Consider the following 23,040-nt stretch of genomic DNA (forward strand, 5'->3'; position numbering starts at 1 on the left):
TTGACGGACTGGAACGTCTCGGGCTTCGAAGAGGTGCGGGAGCTGGGCCGGGGCGCCCAGGGGCGGGTCGTGCTGGCACGGCACACCGAGAAGGGCACGCCGGTGGCGATCAAGTATCTGCCCGCCGACGCGGATCTGGGCGCCCAGGAACGGTTCCGCCATGAGGCGCGCATGCTCGGGCAGATCGACAACCCGCATGTCGCCCGCCTCTACCGGCTGGTCGAGACGGACCAGGGCGTCGCGATCATCATGGAGGCCGTCGAGGGCGTCCCGTTCAAGACGATCCTGGAGCGGTACGGGACGCTGGAGCCCGAGGCGGCGCTGACCGTCCTCAAGGGGTCGCTGCTGGGGCTGGCCGCAGCGCACACGGCGGGAGTCGTCCACCGCGACTACAAACCGGCGAACGTGGTCGTCCCGGCCGACGGGCGCAGCAAGCTCATCGACTTCGGGATCGCCACCCCCGAGGGCGCGTCGTCGTCGGCCGGAACACCCCGCTACATGGCCCCCGAGCAGTGGCGGGGCGGCCCGGCATCCCCGGCGACCGACGTCTACGCGGCCACCTGCGTCTTCTTCGAGAGCATCACCGGCCGCCGTCCGTACGAGGGCGGCGACCAGGCCTCGCTCATGAACGGGCACCTCAACGAGCCCGTGCCACTGGACGACCTTCCTACCGCGCTGCGCCCGCTCGTCGCCAAGGGCATGGCCAAGGAGCCGGGTGAACGCCCCGCCAGCGCGGCCGTCTTCGTCGGGGAGCTCGAAGAGGTCGCCCGCGGCACGTACGGGCCGGACTGGGAGTCGCGCGGCGTCCGTGCCCTCGCCGGGACGGCCCTCGCGCTTGCCGCGCTGTTCCCGCTCGCCGCCGCCGGACTCGCCCCGGGCGCGTCCGCGGCGGCGGCCGGGGCCGGGGCGTCCACCGCGAGCTCGACCGGCGTGCTCACCGCCCTCGGCACCAAGACCACCGTCGCCATCGCGGGCACCGCCGTCGTCGGTGCCACTGCCGGGGGCATAGGCGTCTATCAGGCCACCAAACCCGAGCCGAAGCCGCGCCCGGTCGCCGCCAAGTCCTCCCCTGCCGCACCACCCACCCAAGCGATGACGCTCGGGAAGATCCGCATCGCGGCACCGCTCACGTGGCGGTTCACCCGGCTCACCGGAGGGGTGCTGAACGTCGGCGGCGGCAGCTATCGGGTCAACGTGCCGGGCCGGTGCACGGGCACTCCTGGAACACCGGAGATGGAGAGGGATATACAGAAGACCGCGTACGCCACCCGCTGCCCCGGCTTCGCGTTGCTCACCGGTCGATGGATCTACCCGACGTCCGAGAACTTCATCAACCCGTACACCCCCAGCGGTCCCTTCCACCCGGGGACCGACCCGTCGCACTTCTGCCCGCCCGATCCGGACAAGTACAACGGCGTCCGCCGCCTGCGGTCCGAGAAGCCGGCGGTACGCCGGTTCGCCCAGGTCGGATCCAGCACGGCCGAGTACCGCGAGTGGCGCCTGGTCTGCATGGACTATTCCGGCAAGAACAAGGGCACCGTCGCGTTCACCCAGCGGCTCTGGTACCTCCCCACCTCGAAGATCCTCATCGTGGACGAGTGGGGCGTTCCGGGCCTTGAGCAGGTGCTCGCCAAAGCCACCTGGCTCTAATCAGTCAGGCCGAGCTTCTTGGCCTCCTTCGTCAGCTCCTTGCCCGCGGTGACGCCTTGCAGCTCGTGGGCGAGTTCTTCGAGTTCGGAGCCGCCCGCCATGAGGGCGGTGAGCTCGTCCAGGGTGATGTCGTCCTTGCTGTGATAGCCGATGCTGCGGCCGCGCTTGAGGATCAGGAAGCGGTCGCCGACCGGGTAGGCGTGGTGCGGGTTGTGGGTGATGAAGATGACGCCGAGCCCGCGTTCACGGGCCTGGACGATGTAGCGGAGGACGACGCCCGCCTGCTTGACGCCGAGAGCCGCGGTGGGCTCGTCCAGCACGAGGACCTTGGCGCCGAAGTAGACGGCGCGGGCGATCGCGACGCACTGCCGTTCGCCGCCCGAGAGCGTGCCGATGGGCTGGTCGACGTCGCGCAGGTCGATGCCCATGGCGAGGAGCTCGCTCTTGGTCGTCCGGCGCATGAACTCGATGTCCATGAGCCCGAACGTCTTCCGCTTCTCCGAGCCGAGGAAGAAGTTGCGCCAGACCGGCATGAGCGGGACGACGGCGAGGTCCTGGTAGACGGTGGCGATGCCGTGGTCGAGGGCCTCGCGGGGCGAGGCGAGGGAGACCGCCTCGCCCTCGATGTGGTACCTGCCGGTGTCGTGGCGGTGCAGGCCCGCCACGATCTTGATGAGGGTCGACTTGCCGGCGCCGTTGTCGCCGAGCACGCAGGTGACCTCGCCCGGCGACACCTCTAGGGACACCTCGCGCAGGGCGATGATGTTGCCGTAGTTCTTGCCGACGTCGTCGAGCCTGACCAAGGGCTGTGTCTCTTCAGTCATCTCGCAGTCTCCTCGGTGCCCTCGGTCATCTCGACTGCTCCACTCGGCGGCGCACGATGAGGTTGACGACGGTGGCGATGAGCAACATCGCGCCGAGGAAGAACTTGAACCAGTCCGGGTTCCACTCGGCGTACACGATGCCCTTGTTGACCATGCCGAAGATGAACGCGCCGATGGCGGCGCCGATCGCCGACCCGTAGCCGCCGGTCAGCAGGCAGCCGCCGATCACCGCGCAGATGATGTAGAAGAACTCGTTGCCGACGCCCTCGCCGGACTGCACCGAGGCGAACGCGAACAGCAGGTGCATCCCGGAGAACCACGCGCAGAACGCGACCCCCATGAAGAGGCCGATCTTGGTCCGGGCGACCGGGACGCCGACCGCCCGGGCGCTGGCGGCCGCGCCGCCGGACGCGAAGATCCAGTTGCCGGTGCGCGTGCGCAGCAGGATCCAGGTGGCCACGGCGACGAGCAGCAGCCACCAGAAGACCGTGATGTTGACGTTGACGCCGCCGATCTCCACGTCGGACGCGAACACGCTGCGGGCGGTCTTGAACCCGTCCATGTCGCGGATCGAGTCGCTGGCGACGTTGCCGGTGACGGCCTTGGTGACGCCGAGGTTGGCGCCGGCCAGCATGAAGAACGTCGCGAGCGTGATGATGAAGCTGGGCAGCCCCGTCTTGACGTACAGCAGCCCGTTGAGGAATCCCAGCACGAGCGTGAGGATGAGCGAGATCACCACGCCCGCCCACACGTTCAGCGTGAGCTGGTAGCTGAACAGCGCGGCGATCAGCGCCGACGTCGTCACCATCACCCCGGCGGACAGGTCGAACTCGCCGCCGATCATCAGCAGCGAGACGCCGACCGCCATGATGCCGAACGTCGAGCCCGCGTACAGCACCGTCGAGAACGAGCTGGCCTGCAAGAACGCGTCGGCGACGACGGAGAAGAAGACGAACACCGCCACGGCGCCGATCAGCGCGCCGAGCTCCGGGCGGCCCAGCAGCCGCCGCAGGGGCGACTGCCGGGTGACCCGTTCGTCGGCCTTGACCGCCGGCGGCTGGACGACTGCCTGACCCATCAGCGCGTGCCCTGGTTGGCGAACTTCTCGATCGAGGCCGCCGTGTCCTTGGTGACGATGGCCGGTCCGGTGAGCACCGGCTTGCCGCCGCCGATGACGTTGCCGTTGTTCTTGAGCAGCCAGATCTCGTCCACCGCGCCGTATCCCTGCAGGTAGGGCTGCTGGTCGACGGCGAACGCGATGGTGCCCGCCTTGAGCGAGGCGACCAGGTCCTTGTTCATGTCGAACGTGGCGACCTTGGCCTGGCTGCCCGCGCCCTTGGCCGAGTCGACGGCGGTGGCGGCGATCGCGGCGTTCAGGGTCAGGATGCCGTCGATGGACTTGTCGGCCTGCAGCTTGGCGGTGATGGACGACTTGACCTGCGGCATGTTGGTGCCCTGGACGAAGAGGTTCTGCATCGAGCCGCCGAACGTCTTCTTCGCGCCGGCGCAGCGATCCTCAAGGCCGACGTTGCCCTGCTCGTGGATGACGCACAGTGCCTTCTTCGCGCCGGACTTGGCGAGCTCCCGGCCGGCGGCCTCGCCCGCCACGGTCTCGTCCTGCCCGAAGTGCGCGATCGCGCCGTACTGCGCGGACACGTCGGCGCCCGAGTTGATCGACACGACCGGGATCTTGGCCGCGGTGGCGCGCGCGACGACGTCCTTGAGCGCGTCGGGCTTGGCGAAGGTGACGATGATGCCGTCCACCTTCTTGTCGATGGCCGCCTGCACGAGCTGTGCCTGCTTGCCGCCGTCCGGGTCGGCCGAGTAGAGGAACTCGACGTTGTCCTTGGCGGCGGCGGCCTTGGCGCCCTTCTGGACGATGTCCCAGAACGTGTCGCCCGGCCCCGAGTGCGTGACCATCGCGACCTTGAGCCGCGGCCCGGCACCGTCCACGCCCGGCGTCTTCTCCGACTCCTTGCCGCCCGACTCGCTGCACGCGCCGAGCGCCAGGGACAGGACGCCGGCCGTCGCCAGGGCCGCGAGGCCGGACCTCCGTATGCGCTTCATCAGGCGTTCTCCGATCTCCCCGAGGGGGTGGGCTAGGAAAAAGCGAAGAGAGGTCACAGGTGGGAGCGCCGCGCGTGCCGCTCCTTGTCGTAGCGGGCGCGGGCCTGCCGGGTCGTCTCCAGCGCCGACACCTCGGCGACGGGGACGTCCCACCAGGCCTCGCTGCCCGGCGCGGACACGAGCGGATCGGTCTCGACATGGACGACGGTCGTGCGCGGGGACTCCTTCGCCCGCTGGAGCGCGGCGCGGAACTCGGCGACCGTGCCCGCCCGCTCGACGTCGGCGCCGAGGCTGGCGGCGTTGGCGGCGAGGTCGACCGGGAGCGCGCCGCCGTCGTGGTCGCGGTAGGCGGTGCCGAGGCGCTGCGAGCCGACCGACTCCGAGAGGCCGCCGATCGAGGCGTAGCCGTGGTTGTTCACGAGGACGACGATGAGCTTGACCCCTTCGGCGACGGCGGTGACCAGCTCCTGCGCCATCATCAGGTACGAGCCGTCCCCGACGAGCACGAACACGTCCCGGTCGGGCGCGGCGAGCTTGACGCCCAGCCCGCCCGCGATCTCGTAGCCCATGCAGGAGTAGCCGTACTCGACGTGGTAGCCCTTGGGGTCGCGGGCGCGCCACAGCTTGTGCAGGTCGCCCGGCATCGAACCGGCGGCGCACACGACCACGTCGCGCGGCTCGCTGACCTCGTTGACGATGCCGAGGATCTCCGACTGGGCCGGAAGCGGCGAATTACCGAGGGCGTAGGCGTGGTCGACGGTCGCGTTCCAGCGTGCGGTGAGGACGCGGGTCTCCTCCCGGTAGGAGTCCGGGACGGTCCAGTCACCGATGGCGTCGCGCAAGGCGGCGAGACCGGCGCGAGCGTCGGCGACGAGCGACTCCCCTGCGTGCTCTATTGCCCGAGGGGGGACGACCCCCCACGCCCCCCGAGCCGGCTCCGCCGGTATTTTGGCGGCGTCGAAGGCCGCGATGTTGAGATTGACGAACCGCACGCCCGGCCGCGCGAAGAGGCTGCGGGAGGCGGTCGTGAAGTCGCTGTAGCGGGTCCCGATGCCGAGCACGACGTCGGCCTCGCGGGCGAGCGCGTTGGCGGCGGTCGATCCGGTGGCGCCGATCGCGCCCGCGGCACAGGGGTGGTCCCAGGCGAGCGAGCCCTTGCCCGCCTGCGTCTCGGCCACGGGCACGCCGGTCTGCTCGGCGAACGCGCGCAGCTCGTCCGTCGCGCCCGAGTAGATGACGCCGCCGCCCGCGACGATCAGCGGCCGTTCCGCCGCCGTGAGGAGCGCCGCCGCCCGCGCGAGCGCGGCGGGCTCCGGCACCGGCCGGCCCACGTGCCAGACGCGCTCCTCGAACAGTTCGTCCGGCCAGTCGTGCGCCTCGGCCTGGACGTCCTGCGGCAGCGCGAGCGTCACCGCGCCGGTCTCGGCCGGGTCGGTCAGCACGCGCATCGCCGCCAGCAGCGCGGCCGGGAGCTGCTCCGGCCGGTTGATCCGGTCCCAGTACTTCGACACGGGCTTGAGGCAGTCGTTGACCGACACGTCGTACGAACGGGCGTCCTCCAGCTCCTGGAGGACGGGATTGGCGCTGCGCGTCGCGAAGACGTCGCCCGGAAGCAGCAGCACCGGCAGGCGGTTGACCGTGGCCAGCGCGGCACCCGTGACCAGGTTGGTCGCGCCGGGACCGATCGACGTCGTACAGGCGTACGCGCGCAGCCGGTCGTGCTGGCGCGCGTACCCGACGGCCGTGTGGACCATTGCCTGCTCGTTGCGGGCCATGTGATAGGGGAAGCCCTCCTCCAGCAGTGCCTGCCCGATCCCCGCCACATTCCCGTGTCCGAAGATTCCGAAGCATCCCGAGATCAAATGGTGACGTTCGCCGTCGCGTTCCGACCACTGCCGCCCCAGGAAACGGACGGCCGCCTGCGCGACGGTGAGCCTGGTCATCGTTCCTCCACCGAAGTCAGCGGGAGCCTGGGATCGACGGCCTGCCCGGCCCACGTCTCGCGGACCCAGGTGTGGGCCGGGTCGTCGCGGATCCGCCAGGCGCGCTCGTCCGAGGGCCCGGCCATCACGTTCAGGTAGTAGAGATCGTGTCCCGGCACCGCCATCGACGGGCCGTGCCAGCCGTGCGGGATCAGCACGACGTCACCGGTGCGGACCTCTTCGAGGACGTCGGTCGAGCCGTAGACCCGCTGGTAGGCCATGCCGGACGGCCCCTCGACCTCGAAGTAGTAGATCTCTTCGAGGACCGACTCCGCCGGCGTCTCCTCGTCGTGCTTGTGCGGCGGGAACGACGACCAGCACCCGCCCGGCGTCAGGACCTCGCACGCGATGAGCTTCTCGGCGTACGGGAACCCGCCGGGCGTGCCGAAGTTGTTGACCTGGCGGCTGGCCGGCCCGGCGCCGCGCAGCTCGACGGGCACCCGTCCCGCCGGGCCGTAGCGCGGCACGAGCCGTTCGCGGCACCGTGCCCCCGCCAGGGCGAACCGCCCGCGCCCGGTGATGGTGACGTGCGCGTCGCGCGGCACGTAGGCGAAGTCGGTGACGCGGGTGAAGACGGTGCGGCGGCCGCGCAGCTCCAGGACCTCGCCGTCGCAGGTGACGCGGCAGGACCCGGAGAGCGGCAGCACGATCATCTCGAACTCGCCCGTGCCGAACGTGTGCGCCCCGCCGGCCGGCAGTTCGAGCACCCGCAGCGCGGTGTGCTCCCAGCCGGCCGTCTCGGGCGTGACGACCAGGCTGTACGGCTCGCCGGCGGTCGTCCCGGCGGGCAGGTGATGCTTCATCTCGCGGCCTCCCATAGGAGTTCGTCCACTTCGGCCTCGGTCGGCATGGCGTCGGAGCACGCCAGCTGCGAGGCCACGATCGCGCCGGCGGCCCCCGCGAAGGTGATGACGCGTTCGAGGTCCCATCCGGCGAGCAGGCCATGGCACAGCGCGCCGCCGAACGCGTCCCCCGCGCCGAGCCCGTTCACGACCTTCACCGGTACGGGCGGGACCTCCACCATCTGGTCCGCGGTCGCGGCGAGGACGCCCGCCGGGCCGCGCTTCACGACGGCGAGCTCGACGCCGCGGTCGATGAGGGCGCGGGCGGCGGCGTGCGGTTCCCGCTCCCCCACCGCGACCTCGCACTCCTCCAGGTTGCCGACCGCCACGGTCGCGTGCTCCAGCGCCGACTGCGCCCAGCGCCGCGCGTTCTCGGGCGCGGGCCAGAGCATCGGCCGGTAGTCGAGGTCGAGCACGGTGCGCCCGGTGTGCTCGGCGAGCGCGGTCAGGGTGGCCCCGCGGCTCGGCTCCTGGGACAGGCCGGTCACCGTGCCCCAGACCACCCGCGCCGACCGGATCGCGTCCAGGTCCAGCTCGTCCGGCCGGATCTCCAGGTCGGGGGCCTTCGGGTAGCGGTAGAAGTAGAGCGGGAAGTCGTCCGGCGGGAAGATCTCGCAGAACGCCAGCGGGGTCGGCAGCCCCGGCACCGCCGTGACGAAGCGGTCGTCCACCCCGTACCCCTTGAGCGCCCGGTGCACGAACCGGCCGAACGGGTCGTCGCCGGTCCGGGTGATCACCGCGGCGCGGCGGCCGAGCCGGGCGGCGGCCACCGCCACGTTGGTCGGGCTGCCGCCGAGGTACTTGCCGAACGTGTCGACGTCCTCCAGCGGGACGCCCACCTGGTGCGGGTAGACGTCCACGCTGACCCGGCCCATGGTGATCAGGTCGTACCGGCCCGTCGTCACGACGCCCCCTCGGCCGGGTGCCCCTGGGCCGGGTCGCCCTCGGCCAGGTAGGCGAGGCTCGCCCGGACGTCGTCGCGGGGTCCGCCGCCCGGCGGGGGCTCGGCGGTGAGCACGGCGTCCTGCTCCATGACGTACCAGCCTTCGTAACCGGCGTTCTCCAGACTGCGGACGATCCCGCCGATGTCAATGTCCCCGCGGCCGAGCGGCCGGTACATTCCGGCGCCGACCGCCTCGGTGTAGCCGGCCTTCTCAGTGCGGACGCTCTCGGCGAGCCGCGCGTCCACGTCCTTGAGGTGCACGTGCGCGATCCGGTGGGCGGCGGTGCGGGCCAGCCAGTACGGGTCGGTGCCGCCGACGAGGAGATGCCCGGTGTCGAGGCAGAGCGGGATGCCGCACTCGCCGAGGACCAGCTCGACCTCGGCGCGGCGTTCGACCATCGTGCCGACGTGCGGATGCAGGACGGCGCATCGCCCGCGATCGGCGGCCAGGTCGCAGATGGCGTCGAGATTGGTCAGCAGGGTGCTCCAGCCCTTGGTGTCCAGGACCGGCCGCCGGTCGTAACCGGGGAGCCCGGTGACCGCCGCGAGCACCAGCGTCGCGCCGGTCCCCAGCTCGTCGAGGGCGCGCTCGGCGTCGGCCATCGGGTCGTGGGCGGGATCGTGCAGGACGACGGGCACGAACCCGCCGACCAGCTCCAGCCCGTAGGAGCCGAGCAGCTCGCGGCGTTCGTCCCGACCGGCAGGCAGGAACCCGGCGGGGCCGAGCTCGGTCGCGGTGATGCCGAGGTCGCGCATCTCGGCCAGCACCCGGTCCGGCGCCAGCTGGTGGCCCCAGCCCGGCACCTCGCACACGCCCCACGAGATCGGTGCCCCGGCGATCCTCATCGGCGCACCTCCTCGATCTCGACGACCCGGCCCTCGTGCCGCGAGAGCTCGCACGCCTCGGCCAGGTAGCAGGCCTCCAGCGCCTCCTCGGGCGGGCACGGGTTGCGGCGCCGCCCGGCGACCAGATCGGTGAACGCGCGCAGCTCGGCGTCGTAGGCGGCGGCGAAGCGTTCGAGGAAGCCGCTGTAGGACTCGGCGGCGGGCCAGGCCGGCCGGTCCCGTTCCGGCAGCGGGGTGACGGGGGTCTGGTCGTCCAGCCCGGCGACGACGCTGTCCTTGGAGCCGAAGACCTCCAGGCGGACGTCGTATCCGGCGGCGTTGTAGCGGGTGGCCGACGCCGTGCACAGCGTGCCGTCGTCGAGCGTGACCAGGGCGGTGCCGGTGTCGACGTCGCCGGACTCCCGGAAGACCTCGTCGCCCTTGTTGCCGCCTGCCGCCATGACCCGGACCACCTCGCGGCCGGTGACGAACCGGATCGAGTCGAGATCGTGGATCACGCAGTCGCGGAAGAGGCCGCCGGACGTCGGGATGTAGCCGGCGGGCGGCGGCGCCGGGTCGAAGCTGCACGACCGGACGGTGTGCAGCCAGCCGAGCCGCCCGGAGGCGACCGCGTCGCGCGCCACGAGGTAGCCCGCGTCGAAGCGGCGCTGGAAGCCGACCTGCACGGGCACTCCCGCGGCCCGTGCGGCGGCGACGGTTTGGAACGTTCCATTCACAGTGGAGGCCAGCGGCTTCTCGCAGAACACCGGCATCCCGGCGGTCACGCTCGCGCCGACGAGCGCGGCGTGCGCGTCGGTCGCGGCGGTCACCACCAGGCCGTCGGCCCCTTCGGTGAACAGCTTCCCGACGGTGTCGACGGCCCGCGCGCCCCGCACCCTGGCGGCCAGCTCGCGGGCCCGCCGCGGATCGGCGTCGGCCACCAGCACGGACTCGATCTCGGGCAGTGCGCTCAGCGCGGCGGCGTGGCGGGCCCCGATGCGCCCCGCGCCGGCCAGTGCGATTCTCATGATTCCCCTCCCGGTCAGCGGTTGGGTGGGTCCCGAGTGTGATGGAGCGTTCCAGGGCCGTCAACGGCCAGGGGCCACATTGACGGCAAAAGATGAAGACCGAAATCGGGGAGATCCGCCCGATTGCTCCCCACCCGACCAAACGCTAGTTTGATCGCATGCGGGTCTTCCTCACCGGCGCGTCCGGCTTCGTCGGGTCGTACACCGTCGCCGCACTGCTCGCGGCCGGGCACCGCCCGCGCGCTCTCGTCCGCGACCCGGGCAAGGCCGCCAAGGTCCTCAACACCATCGGCGTCCCCGCCGAGAACGTCGAGCTCGTCCCCGGCGACATGCTCGACGAGGCCGCCGTCGCCGAGGGCATGGACGGCTGCGATGCCGCGATCCACACCGCCGCCGCGATCGGCGTCACCGGCACCGAGGCAAACATCGTCACGACCAACGTCGACGGGACGCGCAACATCATCGGCGGTGCCGTGGCCCGCGGGCTCGACCCCGTGGTGCACATCTCGACCATCGCCGTGTTCGTCCCGCCGTCCGGGCCGGTCATCACCGCCGACGACCCGTTCGCCTCACCCCGGACCGACTACGGCAAGTCCAAGCTGGCGGCCGAACGTTACGTCCGCGGTCTGCAGGACGAGGGCGCGCCCGTCACGATCCTCTATCCCGGCGGCGTCTGCGGCCCCCACCAGCCGACGCTCGACGCCCTGATGGAGGGGCTCGCCGGGGCCCTCGGCAAGGCGTGGCCGATGCCCCGCGGAGGCTGCTCGGTCATCGACGTGCGCGACCTGGCGGAGGCCGTCGCGCGCACGGTGACCGCCAAGCGGAGCGGCGAACGCTGGCTGCTCGGCGGTCACTACCTGACCTGGCCGGAGTACGCCGACCTCTGCGACGACCTGACCGGCGTGAAGTGCCGCCGCCTCACCGTGCCCGACTCGGTCATGCTCGGCCTCGGCTCGTTGATCGACCTGGCCAAACGCGTCAGGACGTTCGACTACCCGCTGACCCGGGACGCCGCCGAGTTCATGGTCAGGCTCGTGCCGACCGACGACCGGCCCGCCCTCGACGCCCTCGGCCTCACCCTGCGGCCCGTCCGGGAGTCTGTCCAGGACGGTCTCCGCTGGCTGGCCGCCGAGGGCCACCTCGATCCGCGCAAGGCCGGACGGCTCGCCCCGAACGGCGACTGACCTCCCCCGACATTCCCCCCGGACCCCTCGAACCCCCCTCGAACATCGCCAAGGAGCAGTAGATGCCCACCCTCATCCAGCGCACGATGGGCCCCATCATGCAGCGCGTCTCCGGCTCCCCCGCGTTCGCCAAGGTCGCCCCGAAGATCGTGCCGCCGCTGGACCGCGCCCTGCACAAGGCCACCGGCGGCCGCTTCCTGCTCGGCCAGGCGCTCGTGCCCAGCCTCGTCCTCACCACCACGGGCGCGGTCAGCGGCAAGCCCCGGCAGGCGCCGCTGGCGTGCATGCCCGAGCCGGGCGGCACCTGGGTGATCGTCGGCTCCAACTTCGGCCGCGAGAAGCACCCGGCCTGGACCGGCAACCTGCTCAAGAACCCCGACGCCGAGATCAGCTTCCGCGGCAAGACGGTGACCGTCACCGCGCACCTGCTCGACGACGCCGAGCGCGCCGAAGTGTGGCCGAACCTCCTCAAGGTCTGGCCGGTGTACGACCGTTACGTCGAGCGCGTGGACCGTCAGCTGCGTATCTTCCGGCTGACGCCCAAGGGCTGACGCGGTTCTACGGAAGGGTGCTGACGCCGAGGTCGGCGGCGAGCCTCGCCATGGTGTCGGAGACGCGGGCGGCGACGTTCAGCCGCCGCCACAGCGCGAGGGCCCGCAGCCGGGCATCGACGGCGGCGTGCCGGTCGCCGGAGGCCTCGGCGATCGTCGCCAGGATGTCGAGCGCGGCGGCCTCGTCCCACCGATGGCCCTGCGCGCGGGCGCGCCGCAGCGTCTCGCGGGCCAGCTCGCCGGCTTCGCCGAGCCGGCCCGCGGTGACCAGCAGCGTGCCGATCTCGCCGACGACCGAGGTGCTCTCGAAGTCGTCCCCGACCCCCATGATGATCGCTGTGCCCCGTTCGAGGGAGGCGACGGCGTCGTCGATCCGGCCGAGCTTGAGGTAGGCCAGCCACGCGGTCTTGAGCGTCCACAGCTCGGCCATGGGAGCGCCGCAGGCCTGGAACGCCGCCGCGGCCTCCTCCAGGAGCGACAGGTAGTCGCCGCGTTCACCGGCCTCGCGGCCGCGCAGGCTCAGCGTGAAGGCGAAGCGGCCGACGCCGAGGGGATCCTCGGCCTGCCTGGCCTCGATGAGCGGCCGGTCATGCTCGTCCAGGGGCGTCGTGGGCAGCGGCTCGTGCTTGTACGGCGGGAGTGACTGGTAGGCGGTCATCGCGCGTTCGGCGTACTGGAGTCCCGCGCCGAGCTCGAACCGGCTCGACTCGCAATCGACGAGGAGCCCGAGCATGCAGGCCTGCCCGAGCCGGTCCGCGGCCTTCTCGGCCACCCGCAGCCCGGCGTGCAGGGCCGCGCTCCATTCGTCGAACCGGCCCCGCAGGTCGAAGTAGGTGGTCATGCTCTGCGCCAACGGCCAGACGGCGCCGAGGTCATGCTCCTCGGCCGAGCGCACCTGGCCGGACAGCAGGACGCGTTCGTCGTCGAACCAGCTGAACGGCGCGCCCCGGACGGCCTCGCGCAGGTGGGCGGGCGCGCGCCAGACCGGCGGCGGGGCCGGGTCGAGGCCGTACCAGTGCGGGAGTTCGGCGTCGGCCGCGGCGGCCAGGTCTTGCCATCCGCCGAGCACACGGCGGAGCGCGGGAATCCGGTCGGCCGAGTCTGTGAGCTCGGCGGCCAAGAGGTGGATCAGGTCGTGCACGCGGTAGCGCGGCCCGGTCACGCCGCGTCCGGCGGGCTCGACCAGGTGAACGTCCACGAGGTCGTCCAGGAGGCCTTCGGCGGCGCCCGCGTCCGCGCCGACGTCGGCCAGCAGGGCGGCGGGCACCCACGAAGGAAACTCTGGGATCTCCAACGCCCCGAGCCGGCGGAAGAGGCGCCGCTGATCGGGGCTCAGCGCGGCGTAGGAGTCCTGGAAGCTCGCCCGGACGCCGGCGTCGCCCTGCTTTAACCAGTCGAGCCGGTCACGCTGGGAGACCAGGCGCCGGGCCAGGTCCGCGACCGTCAGGTCGGGCCGGGTGCGCAGGCGCGCGGCCGCGATCCGGACGGCCAGCGGCAGCCCGCCGCACAGCCGGACGATCTCGGCCGCCGCGGCCGGCTCGGCCGTGACACGGCCTGGGCCCGCGATGGCCCCGAACAGCCGCAGGCCCTCGTCGGCGGGCAGCGCGTCGAGCGGCACGGCCCGCAGCGCGCCCTCGCCCGCCAGCCGCCGGCGGCTCGTGATCAGCACCGCGCAGCGCGGCTCGGCGGGCACCAGCGGGCGCAGCTGCTCCTCGTCCGTCACGTCGTCCAGGACGAGGAGGACGCGGCGGGTGGCCAGCAGCTCGCGGAACAGCGAGCCGCGTTCGTCGGCCGCCTGCGGCACGCCCGCCGGCGGCACGCCGAGCGCGTGCAGGAAGGCCGCCAGCACGTCGGCGGCGTCGGCCGTGCCGAGCCGCGCGTAGAGCTGGCCGTCGGCGTAGACCTGCCGGTTGCGGTGGGCGAGGCGCAGGGCGAGCGCGGTCTTGCCGATGCCGCCCGGCCCGGTGATCGCGATGCGCGGCGGGGCCGCCCGGGGCCCGCCCGACGCCAGGACGGCGTCCAGCTCCGCCAGCAGGTCTTCCCGGCCCACATGATCGGCGACGTCGGCCGGGAGCTGGCGCGGCACGACGTAGGGCAGGCCGCGCACGGCGTCGGCGTTCTCCGCGCCGTGCACACCCGTCAGGATCGCCCGGTGGAGCTGCTGGAGCCTGGTGGACGGCTCGATCCCCAGCTCGCTCACCATGCGCTCGCGGGCGTCCCGGAACACCGCGAGGGCGTCGGCGGGCCGGCCCGCGCGGGAGAGGACGGTCATGAGCTGGCCGCTGAAGCGCTCCCGGAGCGGATGCTCCCGGACGAGCGCGTGCAGTTCGGCGACGAGCTCGTCGTGCCGGCCCTGGGCGATGTCGGCGTCGATCCGGTCCTCCAGCGCGGCCGGCCGGAGATCCTCCCAGTCCAGCGCGGCGCGCCGTACGTAGGGCGAGGCCACGTCGGCGCACACCGGACCGCGCCACCGGGCCGTCGCCGCGTGCAGGAGCCCGGCGGCGAGCAGGTGCTCCCCCGCCGCCATGTGCCGCCTCGCCCGCTCGACCTCGCGCCGGAAGACCGAGAGGTCCAGCTGGTCGTCCGACAGCCGCAACCGGTATCCGGGCGGGATCGTGTCGATCGGCGCGGACGTGCGTTCGCCGCCCGCGCCCAGGTTGCGGCGCAGGCGGGAGACCATGCCCTGGAGCTGCACCCGCCACGAGTTGGGCGGCTCGTCCTCCCACAGCGCCCGCGCGAGCCGGTCCATCGACACGACCCGGCCGGCCTCCAGCAGGAGCAGGCCGAGCACGGCGCGCGGCTGGGGGCCGCCCACGTCCAGCGGCACGCCGTCGCGCTCGGCGACCACTGGGCCGAGGACGCGGAAGTACAGCCCACCGGGCATCGGCGTCGACCTCACGGCATGCGGAAAAGGGGCGCGGAGGCGCCCACTGTAACCGCTCCGCTCCCGCTATGCCGGAGTTCTGCCTACGCGCCGGTGATCTTCACCTCTCTCCTGCCCCCGCCTCGGCCGCCGTACGAGGCGGGGCCGTGGCCAGAACGTGGACGTCCCCGCGAACGATCGGGCGTCTTCGCGACCCGGATGCGCACCGGACCCCTCCGGTGACGCGCACCCGCAACGTGACCCCGCCCCCGCGAAGACGCCCCGTCTTGCCGTGCGCACAGAGCATCTCGCGGGCCGCTAACAATCCGCTAAGCGCCACAATCCGCCGACAACGACAGAACGCCCGTGCCTCGGCACGGGCGTTCCGTTCGTCGAACGATCAGACGGTGACGGGGGTGTCGGTGGTGGCCGGCTCCAGGGCCAGGTCCAGCACCTCACGGACGTCGCTGACGGCGAAGACCGTCATGTTCTCCAGCACCTCCGCCGGCACCTCCTCCAGGTCCGGCTCGTTCCGCTTGGGCACGATCGCGGTCGTGATGCCGAGGCGGCTGGCCGCGAGCAGCTTCTGCTTGAGCCCGCCGATCGGCAGCACCCGCCCGGTCAGGGAGACCTCACCGGTCATCGCGACGTCCGACCGGACCGGCCGCCCCGACAGGAGCGACGCCAGCGCCGTGGTCATCGTGATGCCCGCGCTCGGCCCGTCCTTCGGGATCGCGCCGGCGGGCACGTGGACGTGCACGCCGCGGTCCTTCAGGTCGCCGACCGGCAGTTCGAGCTCGGCGCCCCGCGAGCGCAGGTAGCTGAGCGCGATCCGGGCCGACTCCTTCATGACGTCGCCGAGCTGGCCCGTCAGGGTGACCCCGGTGTCGCCGGTCTCCTTGTCGGCCAGCGACGCCTCGATGTAGAGCACGTCGCCGCCCGCGCCGGTGACCGCCAGGCCCGTCGCGACCCCCGGAACGCCCGTCCGCCGTTCGGACTTGCTGAGCTCGACCTCCGGCGTGAACCGCGGCCGTCCCAGGTAGTCCTTCAGGTCCTCGGCACCGACCGTGATCGGCAGTTCGGCCTTCTCCAGCGCCACGTTCGCCGCGACCTTGCGCAGGACGCGGGCGATCGACCGGTCCAGCGACCGCACGCCGGCCTCGCGGGTGTACTCGCCCGCCAGCAGCCGCAGCGCGCCGTCCTCGAACACGACCTCGGCGGCCTCCAGCCCGGCCTTCTCCAGCTGGCGCGGCAGCAGGTGGTCGCGGGCGATCGTGACCTTCTCGTCCTCGGTGTAGCCGTCCAGCTGGACCAGCTCCATGCGGTCCAGGAGCGGCCCGGGAATCGCCTCGATCACGTTCGCCGTCGCCAGGAAGAGCACGTCGCTGAGGTCGAGCTCGACCTCCAGGTAGTGGTCGCGGAACGTGTGGTTCTGCTCGGGGTCCAGGACTTCGAGCAGCGCCGCCGTGGGGTCGCCCCGGTAGTCGGCGCCGACCTTGTCGACCTCATCCAGCAAGACCACGGGATTCATCGACCCGGCCTCGCGGATGGCCCGCACGATCCGTCCCGGCAGAGCACCCACGTACGTACGCCGGTGTCCACGGATCTCGGCCTCATCTCGCACACCGCCCAAGGCGACGCGCACGAACTTGCGCCCCATGGCCCGCGCCACGGACTCGCCAAGGGAGGTCTTGCCGACTCCAGGAGGCCCGGCCAGTGCCAGAACAGCACCGGACCTGCGCCCGCCAACAACGCCAAGCCCGCGATCCGCACGCCGCTTCCTGACGGCGAGGTACTCGATGATGCGCTCCTTCACATCGCCAAGCCCAGCGTGGTCGGCGTCCAGAATTTCTCTGGCGCCCGCGATGTCGTAGGAGTCCTCAGTCCGCTCGTTCCACGGAATATCGAGCACCGTGTCGAGCCACGTCCGGATCCACCCGCCCTCGGGCGAGGCGTCCGACGAGCGCTCCAGCTTGTCGACCTCCTTGAGCGCGGCCTCGCGCACCTTCTCCGGAAGGTCCGCGGCCTCGATCCGGGCCCGGTAGTCGTCCTCCTCGTCGGCAGGGTCGCCGTTCAGCTCGGCCAGCTCCTTGCGGACGGCCTCCAACTGCTGCCGCAGCAGGAACTCCCGCTGGGTCTTCTCCATCCCCTCCTGGACGTCCTTGCGGATCGTCTCCGCGACGTCCAGCTCAGCGAGGTGATCCCGGGCCCACCCGATGACGAGTTCGAGCCGCTCCACCACGTCCGGCGTCTCGAGCACCTCGATCTTCTGCTCGATCGACAGGTAGGGCGCGTACCCCGAGTTGTCCGCCAGAGCAGAAGGATCATCGATCTGCTGAACGACATCGACGACCTGCCAGGCGCCCCGCTTCTGCAGGATCGCGCTCACCAGGCCCTTGTACTCCTTGGCGAGCTCCTCGGCACCGCCACCGCGCACCTCGATCTCGGTGCCCTCGACCCACAGCGCCGCGCCCGGCCCCGTGGTCCCGGTGCCGATCTGCACGCGGGAGACACCTCGGACGACCGCCCCGGGCTCACCCCCGGGCAGCCGCCCCTCCTGCTCGATCACGCCCAGCGTCCCGACCGCGGCGTACTGCCCGTTGAGCCGGGGCACCAGCAGCACCCGCGGCTTGACGGCGGACCGGATGCCCGGCCCCTTCGACTGCGCCACGGCCCGAGCCGCCTCGATGGCCGCCCGCACCTCCGAGCTCTCCGACAGGTCCAGCGGAACGACCATGCCCGGCAGCACGACCCCGTCGTCCAGGGGCAGCACCGGCAGCGTCAGGGTCTCGCTCATGCTCAGCTCCAAAGTCTCGTAGGAACCCCACCCGAAGGTTGAGTCATACTCACTCAAGAAAACGGAGCACGAGTTTGTTTCCTCAGCAACGTTCGCTCTCAGCGATCACCCACCCGGGTGACGCTGAGTACGGGGGCCCGGGTTGGTGAGTACTGGTACTCAGGCGGGCGCTCGAAGGCGCGGGCAGGGTTGCGGGATGCGACAACTGGAACTACGTCTGTCGTCGGAGACGGACCTTGAGTGGATCCATCGGCTCAGGCATGAGGTGTACGCGCGAGAGCTCGGCCAGCACGTCCCCAATGCCGCCGGGGTTCTCAGCGATGACCTTGACGGGGTCTACATCGTGGCGATTCGCGATGGCGAACCGGCGGGGTTCATCAGCGTGACGCCTCCCTGGGCGGGCCGTTACTCGATCGACAAGTACCTGCGGAGGGACGAGCATCCGGGGTTGGGGGACGGGCTCTTCGAGATCCGGATTCTGGCCGTCGACCTGGAGCGGCGGGGGGAGCTGCTCGGCAAGCTGCTCATGTACGCGGCGCTTCGCTGGGTGATGGCGCACGGGGGCAGGAGCATCGTGGCCTTGGGCCGCGCCGAGCTTTTGCCGATGTACCTGGAGCTGGGGCTGACGCCTGGTGACGTGGCGGTGCGGTCGGGGGCCGTTGAGTATGAGCTTCTGACCGGGGACGTGGCCGAGCTCACCGATGGGGTCTTGGAGCGGTACGGCGCGGTGCTGCGTGAACTCCGGGGGACGGTGCGCTGGGAGTTGGAGGTCTCGTTTCTTCCTGCGGACGAGTGCGGGCATGGGGGCGCTTCCATCGGGGCGCTGGGACGCGGGTTCGAGACTTTGGACGCGCGCTGGGATGTTGTTCCAGCGGACGTGCTCGACGCCTGGTTTCCGCCGGCTCCCGGTGCGGTCGCGGCTCTCGACGGGCAGGACTGGATCGCACGGACCTCGCCCCCGGCGCAGGGCGGTGGGCTCATCGAGGAGATCGCGCTTCGCCGGGGTGTGCCCGAGGCAGCCGTTGTTCTCGGCGCGGGCTCTTCCGATCTCATTTTTCGTGCGTTCCGCAGCTGGCTGGACGCGTCCAGCCGGGTGCTCCTGATCGATCCCTGCTACGGCGAGTACGCGCACGTGGTCGAGCGGGTGATCGGCTGCCGGGCCGACCGGTTCCCGCTGCGGCGCGAGGAGGGGTGGCGGATCGATCCCGAACGCCTGGCGGGTGCTCTGCGAGCCGGTTATGACCTGGTGGTCATTGTCAATCCCAACAATCCGACGGGGGTGCATCTCGACGCGGATCAGTTGCGGGAGGTGATGGCGGGAGCTCCGGGCACGCGGTTCTGGATCGACGAGGCGTACGCCGGTTATGCCGGGCGGTCGCTGGAACCTGCCGACAACGCCGTCATCTGCACATCGCTGTCCAAGATGTACGCCCTGTCGGGTCTGCGGGCGGCCTATCTCACCGCGCCGGAGGCGATCGCGGCCGAACTGCGGCGCTGGACCCCGCCGTGGGCGGTGAGCCTGCCCGCCCAGATCGCGGCGGTGAACGCGCTGCGTGATCCGGAGTATTACGCCGCCCGCTGGGCGCAGACGGTGGCGCTGCGCGCCGAGTTGGCCGCGGGGCTGGCTGGGATCCATGAGGAGTTGCAGGTCGATGAGGCGGTGGCGAACTTCGTCCTGCTCACGCTGCCGCAGGGGGCGGCCCGGCTTGTCGACCGGTGCCGGCGGCAGGGGGTGTTCCTGCGAGACCTGTCACCGCTGTCCCCGGCGTTCGAGGGCAGAACGGTGCGGATCGCGGTACGCGACGCCAAGGCCAACGCCCGTGTGGTCGAGGCCGTCGCCGAAGCGCTGCACGTCGCGTGACCGACGTCGCCATCATCGCCGGTGTGCTGCTCGCCGGCGGCGTCGCGGCCGGACTGTCCAGGCGGCGGGAGTACGTGCTGCGGTGGTGCGCCTGGGCGGTGGGCGTGCCGGTCGTGCTCGCCGCCCTCCGGGCAGGTCCCGGCGGTGCGGCCGTCCTCGCGGGAGCGGCGGGAGTGGCCTGCGCCCTGGAGTACGGCGGGCTGACCCGCCTTCCCTGGGTTGATCGCGCCGTCCTCACCGTCGCCGTGCCCATGGTCCCGGTGACGGCTTGGGTGGCACCCGCTCAGTTGCCCCAGGTTCTCATCCTCGCCCTTGTCGCGGTCGCACTGGTGCCGGTCTTGGCCGGTGACGCCACCGGCGGGCTGTCCAGGCTGTGCTTCGGGATGCTGGGAGTGATCTGGTTCGCGCCGCTGGCCGGGGTGGTCCTGCTCGGCCCGGCGGTCCTGGCGTTGTTCGCCGCGGTGTCGATCGCCGACATCACCGCCTCGTTCGGCGGCCGGCTCCTCGGCGGGCCGTCCCTCTCCCCGCTGTCGCCGGCCAAGCACTGGAGCGGCCTGCTTGCAGGGACGGTCGCGGGTCTGGGCACGCTGGCCGTCCTGGGGGCGTTCACTCCCGCCTTGGCCATCGCGGTCGCGGCCGGCGCCCCACTGGGCGACCTCCTGGAGTCCATGGTCAAGCGGGGCGTCAAGGCCAAGGACTCCGCCTCCTGGCTGGCCGGCGCGGGCGGGCTGCTCGACCGGCTCGACTCCCTTCTGCTCTCCCTCCTGATCGCCCTGGTGCTCGGTCACTGAGCCGCGCCGGGGGTTGACACTCCTGATACCTAGACTCTTAGAGTACTAGGTAGCTAGATAAATGGAGTGCACATGATCGAGTTTCATCTGGACGAGCGGTCGGGGCTGTCGCCGTACCTGCAGCTGGTCCGCCAGGTACGGCAGGCGCTCCGGCTCGGGCTCGTCCGGGAGGGTGACCAGCTGCCCACGGTCAAGGAGGTCGTGGCCAAGCTGGCGATCAACCCCAACACGGTCCTGAAGGCCTACCGCGAGCTGGAGCACGAGGGGCTGGTGGCGGCGCGGCCGGGGGTCGGCACGTTCGTGACCGCGACGCTGACCGACGCCTCGCTGGCCGCGCACGGGCCGTTGCGGCAGGACCTGCGGCGCTGGCTGGCCAAGGCCCGGCTGGCCGGGCTGGACGAGGAGAGCATCGAGGCCCTGTTCATGACGACCTTTCGGGCCGCCGCTGAGGAGGACATAGCATGACCGCCGTCGTGCGAGCCCAGGCGCTGGGCAAGAAGTACGGGAACCGCTGGGCGCTCCGGGACTGCGACCTCGACATCCCGGCCGGGCATGTGGTCGGCCTCGTCGGCCCCAATGGCGCCGGCAAGACCACCCTGCTCAACCTGACCGTCGGGCAGCTGACCCCCACGGCGGGCGAGATCACGGTGCTCGGAGAGAGGCCCGGGTCCGGTCCGGCGCAACTGGCCAAGGTCGGGTTCGTCGCCCAGGACACCCCGACGTACGCGGGGCTGAGCATCGCCGACCATCTGCGGCTGGGCGCGCGGCTCAACCCCGGCTGGGACGACGGCCTTGCGCGCCGGCGCATCGAGCGGCTCGGCCTGGACTTCGCCCAGAAGGCGGGCAAGCTGTCGGGCGGGCAGCGCGCGCAGCTGGCGCTGACCCTGGGCATCGCCAAGCGGCCCGAGCTGCTGATCCTGGACGAGCCGGTCGCCGCGCTCGACCCGCTCGCGCGGCGGGAGTTCCTCCAGGGGCTGATGGAGGCCGCCGCCGAGCAGGAGCTCAGCGTGCTGCTCTCCTCCCACCTGGTGTCCGACCTCGAACGGGTCTGCGACTACCTGATCGTCCTCGTCGGCTCCCGGGTCCGGGTGGCGGGCGAGGTCGACGAGTTGCTGGCCACGCACCACCGGCTCGCGGGGCCGCGACGCGACCGGCTCCCGGCCGGCCAGCACGTGGTCACCGCCAGCCACACCGAACGCCAGAGCACCTTCATCGTCCGCACCGAGGGCCCGATCCACGACCCGGCCTGGACGGTCACGCGGCTCAACCTGGAAGACCTCGTCCTGGCCTACATGGACGAGCGCACCGAGACCGGCCACCGGCCCACCCTGGAGGTCCAGCGATGATCTGGCTGACCTGGCGGCAGTTCCGCGCCGCGGCCACGATGATGGCCGCCGCCCTCGCCGCGCTCGCCGCCGTGCTGGCGCTGACCGGCCCGGGCATGGCGGACGACTACACGTCCGGCATCGCCTCCTGCGCCGCTCAGCCCGGCGGCTGCTCCAAATACCTCGAATCGTTCTTCCACGAGCACCAGGTGACCTTCCTCGCCTTCAGCTCCGCCGTGCTGGTCCTGCCGGCGCTCATCGGGCTGTTCTGGGGAGCGCCGCTGATCACCCGGGAGCTGGAGGCCGGCACGCACCGGCTGGTGTGGAACCAGAGCATCACCCGCACCCGCTGGCTGACGGCCAAGCTCGGGCTCGTCGGCCTGGCGGCCATGGCCGCCGCCGGGCTGGGCAGCCTGACGGTGACGTGGTGGGCCGGCCCCCTCGACAAGGCGGCCGCGGGCAACTCCCCCAGCCTGCCGCGCATGACGCCGCTGCTGTTCGACGCCCGCGGCGTCGTGCCCATCGGATACGCGGCGTTCGCCTTCGCCCTCGGGGTGACCCTCGGCATCCTCGTCCGCCGCACCCTGCCCGCCATGGCCCTCACCCTGACCGTGTTCATCGCCGTCCAGATCGCCGTGCCGCTGCTGGTCAGGCCCCACCTCATCGCACCGGTCGACAGGACCGTCCAGCTGACCGAGGCGAAGATCGACATGCTGGGCATCCGGGGTGCCGGCGGGCCGCTGACCGTGACCCTGGAACCGCTGGTGCCCACCGATCCGGGCGCCTGGGTCCTGTCCAGCCGGCTCGTCGGCCCCTCGGGAAAGACCGTCACGGGGTCCGTCCCCGTGCCGACGTCGTCCGGACCCTGCGCGCCGCCGGGACCCCCGCGCGCCGGCGAGCGGCCCGAGCGGATGATGTCGCCGTGCATGAACGAGCTGAAGCGCCTCGGTTACCGGCAGGAGCTGACCTACCAGCCCGCCAGCCGCTTCTGGACCCTCCAGTGGTACGAGACCGCCCTCTACCTCGTCCTCTCGCTGGGATTGGCCGGGCTCTGCACATGGCTGGTCCGCCGCCGGCTCTCCTAGGCCTGTCGCGGGCGGGACGGCGGCGTTAGGGTCGGCATTATGGATCTTGGACTGGCGTCGCACACGATCGTCACCGTGGTGGCGGTCGCGCTCTTCGGCGTGGCGGCGGTGATCACGGCGATCAAGCAGGAACAGGGTCAGCTGCGGGCGCAGCGGCGGGTGGCGGCCGAGGTCGGCCGGCTGGAGCTCGCCGAGATCCACGGCCTCCTGCGGCAGGGCATGGTGACGCCCCACCCGCAGTACTGGCAGGTGCTGGAGGAAGGCCTGGTGATGTTCCAGCCGCGGGACCGGCGGGAGGAGCTCCAGCGCCAGCGGCTGCTCCAGGAGGTACGGCTGCGCCTCATCGGGGGCTGACCGATCACGGCCGGGGTCTGGGCGCTTCGCGGCTTTTAGGTGATCATGGTCCTCCGTACGACGAGGTG

At 71.8% G+C, this 23,040-nt stretch carries 19 protein-coding genes; 9 read left to right on the forward strand and 10 right to left on the reverse strand.

Going from position 1 to position 23,040, the window contains the following annotated elements:
* Positions 1 to 1,650, forward strand: a complete 1,650-nt coding sequence (locus ACGFNU_RS40235) for a serine/threonine-protein kinase (protein WP_392601870.1) — start codon at positions 1 to 3, stop codon at positions 1,648 to 1,650.
* Here ACGFNU_RS40235 and ACGFNU_RS40240 read toward each other — a convergent pair.
* Genes ACGFNU_RS40240 through ACGFNU_RS40275 form a run of 8 tightly spaced genes read right to left on the reverse strand, consistent with a single transcriptional unit; the run spans position 1,647 to position 10,161 of the window.
* Complete coding sequence (locus tag ACGFNU_RS40240; protein WP_392601871.1) at positions 1,647 to 2,474, reverse strand: ATP-binding cassette domain-containing protein; 828 nt, start codon at positions 2,472 to 2,474, stop codon at positions 1,647 to 1,649. The two genes, ACGFNU_RS40235 and ACGFNU_RS40240, sit on opposite strands and share 4 nt — an antisense overlap.
* Before the next feature lie 25 nt (positions 2,475 to 2,499).
* A complete protein-coding gene (locus ACGFNU_RS40245) occupies positions 2,500 to 3,552 on the reverse strand; it encodes an ABC transporter permease (RefSeq protein ID WP_392601872.1) in 1,053 nt (350 codons plus the stop codon).
* Complete coding sequence (locus tag ACGFNU_RS40250) at positions 3,552 to 4,541, reverse strand: sugar ABC transporter substrate-binding protein (RefSeq protein WP_392601873.1); 990 nt, start codon at positions 4,539 to 4,541, stop codon at positions 3,552 to 3,554. The genes ACGFNU_RS40245 and ACGFNU_RS40250 overlap by 1 nt, the downstream gene beginning before the upstream one ends.
* Positions 4,542 to 4,594: 53 nt before the next feature.
* Positions 4,595 to 6,484, reverse strand: coding sequence for a 3D-(3,5/4)-trihydroxycyclohexane-1,2-dione acylhydrolase (decyclizing) (locus tag ACGFNU_RS40255; protein WP_392601874.1), 1,890 nt, complete (start codon positions 6,482 to 6,484; stop codon positions 4,595 to 4,597).
* Entirely contained in the window at positions 6,481 to 7,326 is an 846-nt protein-coding gene (gene iolB, locus ACGFNU_RS40260) for a 5-deoxy-glucuronate isomerase (protein WP_392601875.1), read from the reverse strand. The genes ACGFNU_RS40255 and iolB overlap by 4 nt, the downstream gene beginning before the upstream one ends.
* On the reverse strand, positions 7,323 to 8,240 hold the full coding sequence (iolC, locus tag ACGFNU_RS40265; RefSeq protein WP_392602068.1) for a 5-dehydro-2-deoxygluconokinase: 918 nt from the start codon (positions 8,238 to 8,240) through the stop codon (positions 7,323 to 7,325). Before iolC ends, iolB begins: the two co-directional genes overlap by 4 nt.
* A gap of 26 nt (positions 8,241 to 8,266) precedes the next feature.
* Positions 8,267 to 9,154 carry a TIM barrel protein gene (locus tag ACGFNU_RS40270; RefSeq protein WP_392601876.1) on the reverse strand — a complete coding sequence of 296 codons (888 nt, stop codon included), beginning with the start codon at positions 9,152 to 9,154 and terminating at the stop codon, positions 8,267 to 8,269.
* Positions 9,151 to 10,161, reverse strand: a complete 1,011-nt coding sequence (locus tag ACGFNU_RS40275) for a Gfo/Idh/MocA family oxidoreductase (RefSeq protein WP_392601877.1) — start codon at positions 10,159 to 10,161, stop codon at positions 9,151 to 9,153. The genes ACGFNU_RS40270 and ACGFNU_RS40275 overlap by 4 nt, the downstream gene beginning before the upstream one ends.
* Before the next feature lie 158 nt (positions 10,162 to 10,319).
* Between ACGFNU_RS40275 and ACGFNU_RS40280 the strand changes: the two genes are divergently transcribed.
* Positions 10,320 to 11,345 carry an NAD-dependent epimerase/dehydratase family protein gene (locus tag ACGFNU_RS40280; RefSeq protein ID WP_392601878.1) on the forward strand — a complete coding sequence of 342 codons (1,026 nt, stop codon included), beginning with the start codon at positions 10,320 to 10,322 and terminating at the stop codon, positions 11,343 to 11,345.
* 62 nt (positions 11,346 to 11,407) lie between these two features.
* Positions 11,408 to 11,896 carry a nitroreductase family deazaflavin-dependent oxidoreductase gene (locus tag ACGFNU_RS40285; protein WP_392601879.1) on the forward strand — a complete coding sequence of 163 codons (489 nt, stop codon included), beginning with the start codon at positions 11,408 to 11,410 and terminating at the stop codon, positions 11,894 to 11,896.
* A gap of 7 nt (positions 11,897 to 11,903) precedes the next feature.
* On the opposite strand, the gene ACGFNU_RS40290 is transcribed toward ACGFNU_RS40285, so the two are convergent.
* Positions 11,904 to 14,780, reverse strand: coding sequence for a BTAD domain-containing putative transcriptional regulator (locus ACGFNU_RS40290; protein ID WP_392601880.1), 2,877 nt, complete (start codon positions 14,778 to 14,780; stop codon positions 11,904 to 11,906).
* Between the two features lie 379 nt (positions 14,781 to 15,159).
* Entirely contained in the window at positions 15,160 to 17,556 is a 2,397-nt protein-coding gene (lon, locus tag ACGFNU_RS40295; protein WP_392601881.1) for an endopeptidase La, read from the reverse strand.
* Between the two features lie 196 nt (positions 17,557 to 17,752).
* Here lon and ACGFNU_RS40300 point away from each other — a divergent pair, with 196 nt between their 5' ends.
* From ACGFNU_RS40300 to ACGFNU_RS40325, 6 genes are all read left to right on the forward strand, one after another.
* Positions 17,753 to 19,417, forward strand: a complete 1,665-nt coding sequence (locus ACGFNU_RS40300; protein WP_392601882.1) for an aminotransferase class I/II-fold pyridoxal phosphate-dependent enzyme — start codon at positions 17,753 to 17,755, stop codon at positions 19,415 to 19,417.
* Complete coding sequence (locus ACGFNU_RS40305) at positions 19,414 to 20,208, forward strand: phosphatidate cytidylyltransferase (RefSeq protein ID WP_392601883.1); 795 nt, start codon at positions 19,414 to 19,416, stop codon at positions 20,206 to 20,208. Before ACGFNU_RS40300 ends, ACGFNU_RS40305 begins: the two co-directional genes overlap by 4 nt.
* Positions 20,209 to 20,280: 72 nt before the next feature.
* Positions 20,281 to 20,673 (forward strand): GntR family transcriptional regulator, encoded by a 393-nt coding sequence (locus ACGFNU_RS40310; protein WP_392601884.1) that lies wholly within the window; start codon positions 20,281 to 20,283, stop codon positions 20,671 to 20,673.
* Positions 20,670 to 21,554, forward strand: a complete 885-nt coding sequence (locus ACGFNU_RS40315) for an ABC transporter ATP-binding protein (protein WP_392601885.1) — start codon at positions 20,670 to 20,672, stop codon at positions 21,552 to 21,554. The genes ACGFNU_RS40310 and ACGFNU_RS40315 overlap by 4 nt, the downstream gene beginning before the upstream one ends.
* Positions 21,551 to 22,618, forward strand: a complete 1,068-nt coding sequence (locus ACGFNU_RS40320) for an ABC transporter permease (protein WP_392601886.1) — start codon at positions 21,551 to 21,553, stop codon at positions 22,616 to 22,618. Before ACGFNU_RS40315 ends, ACGFNU_RS40320 begins: the two co-directional genes overlap by 4 nt.
* Positions 22,619 to 22,657: 39 nt before the next feature.
* Positions 22,658 to 22,972: a hypothetical protein gene (locus tag ACGFNU_RS40325; protein ID WP_392601887.1), complete on the forward strand. Its 315-nt coding sequence runs from the start codon at positions 22,658 to 22,660 to the stop codon at positions 22,970 to 22,972.
* Positions 22,973 to 23,040: the final 68 nt, after the last annotated feature.

The sequence above is a fragment of the Spirillospora sp. NPDC048911 genome, assembly GCF_043198015.1.
Classification (GTDB): domain Bacteria; phylum Actinomycetota; class Actinomycetes; order Streptosporangiales; family Streptosporangiaceae; genus Spirillospora.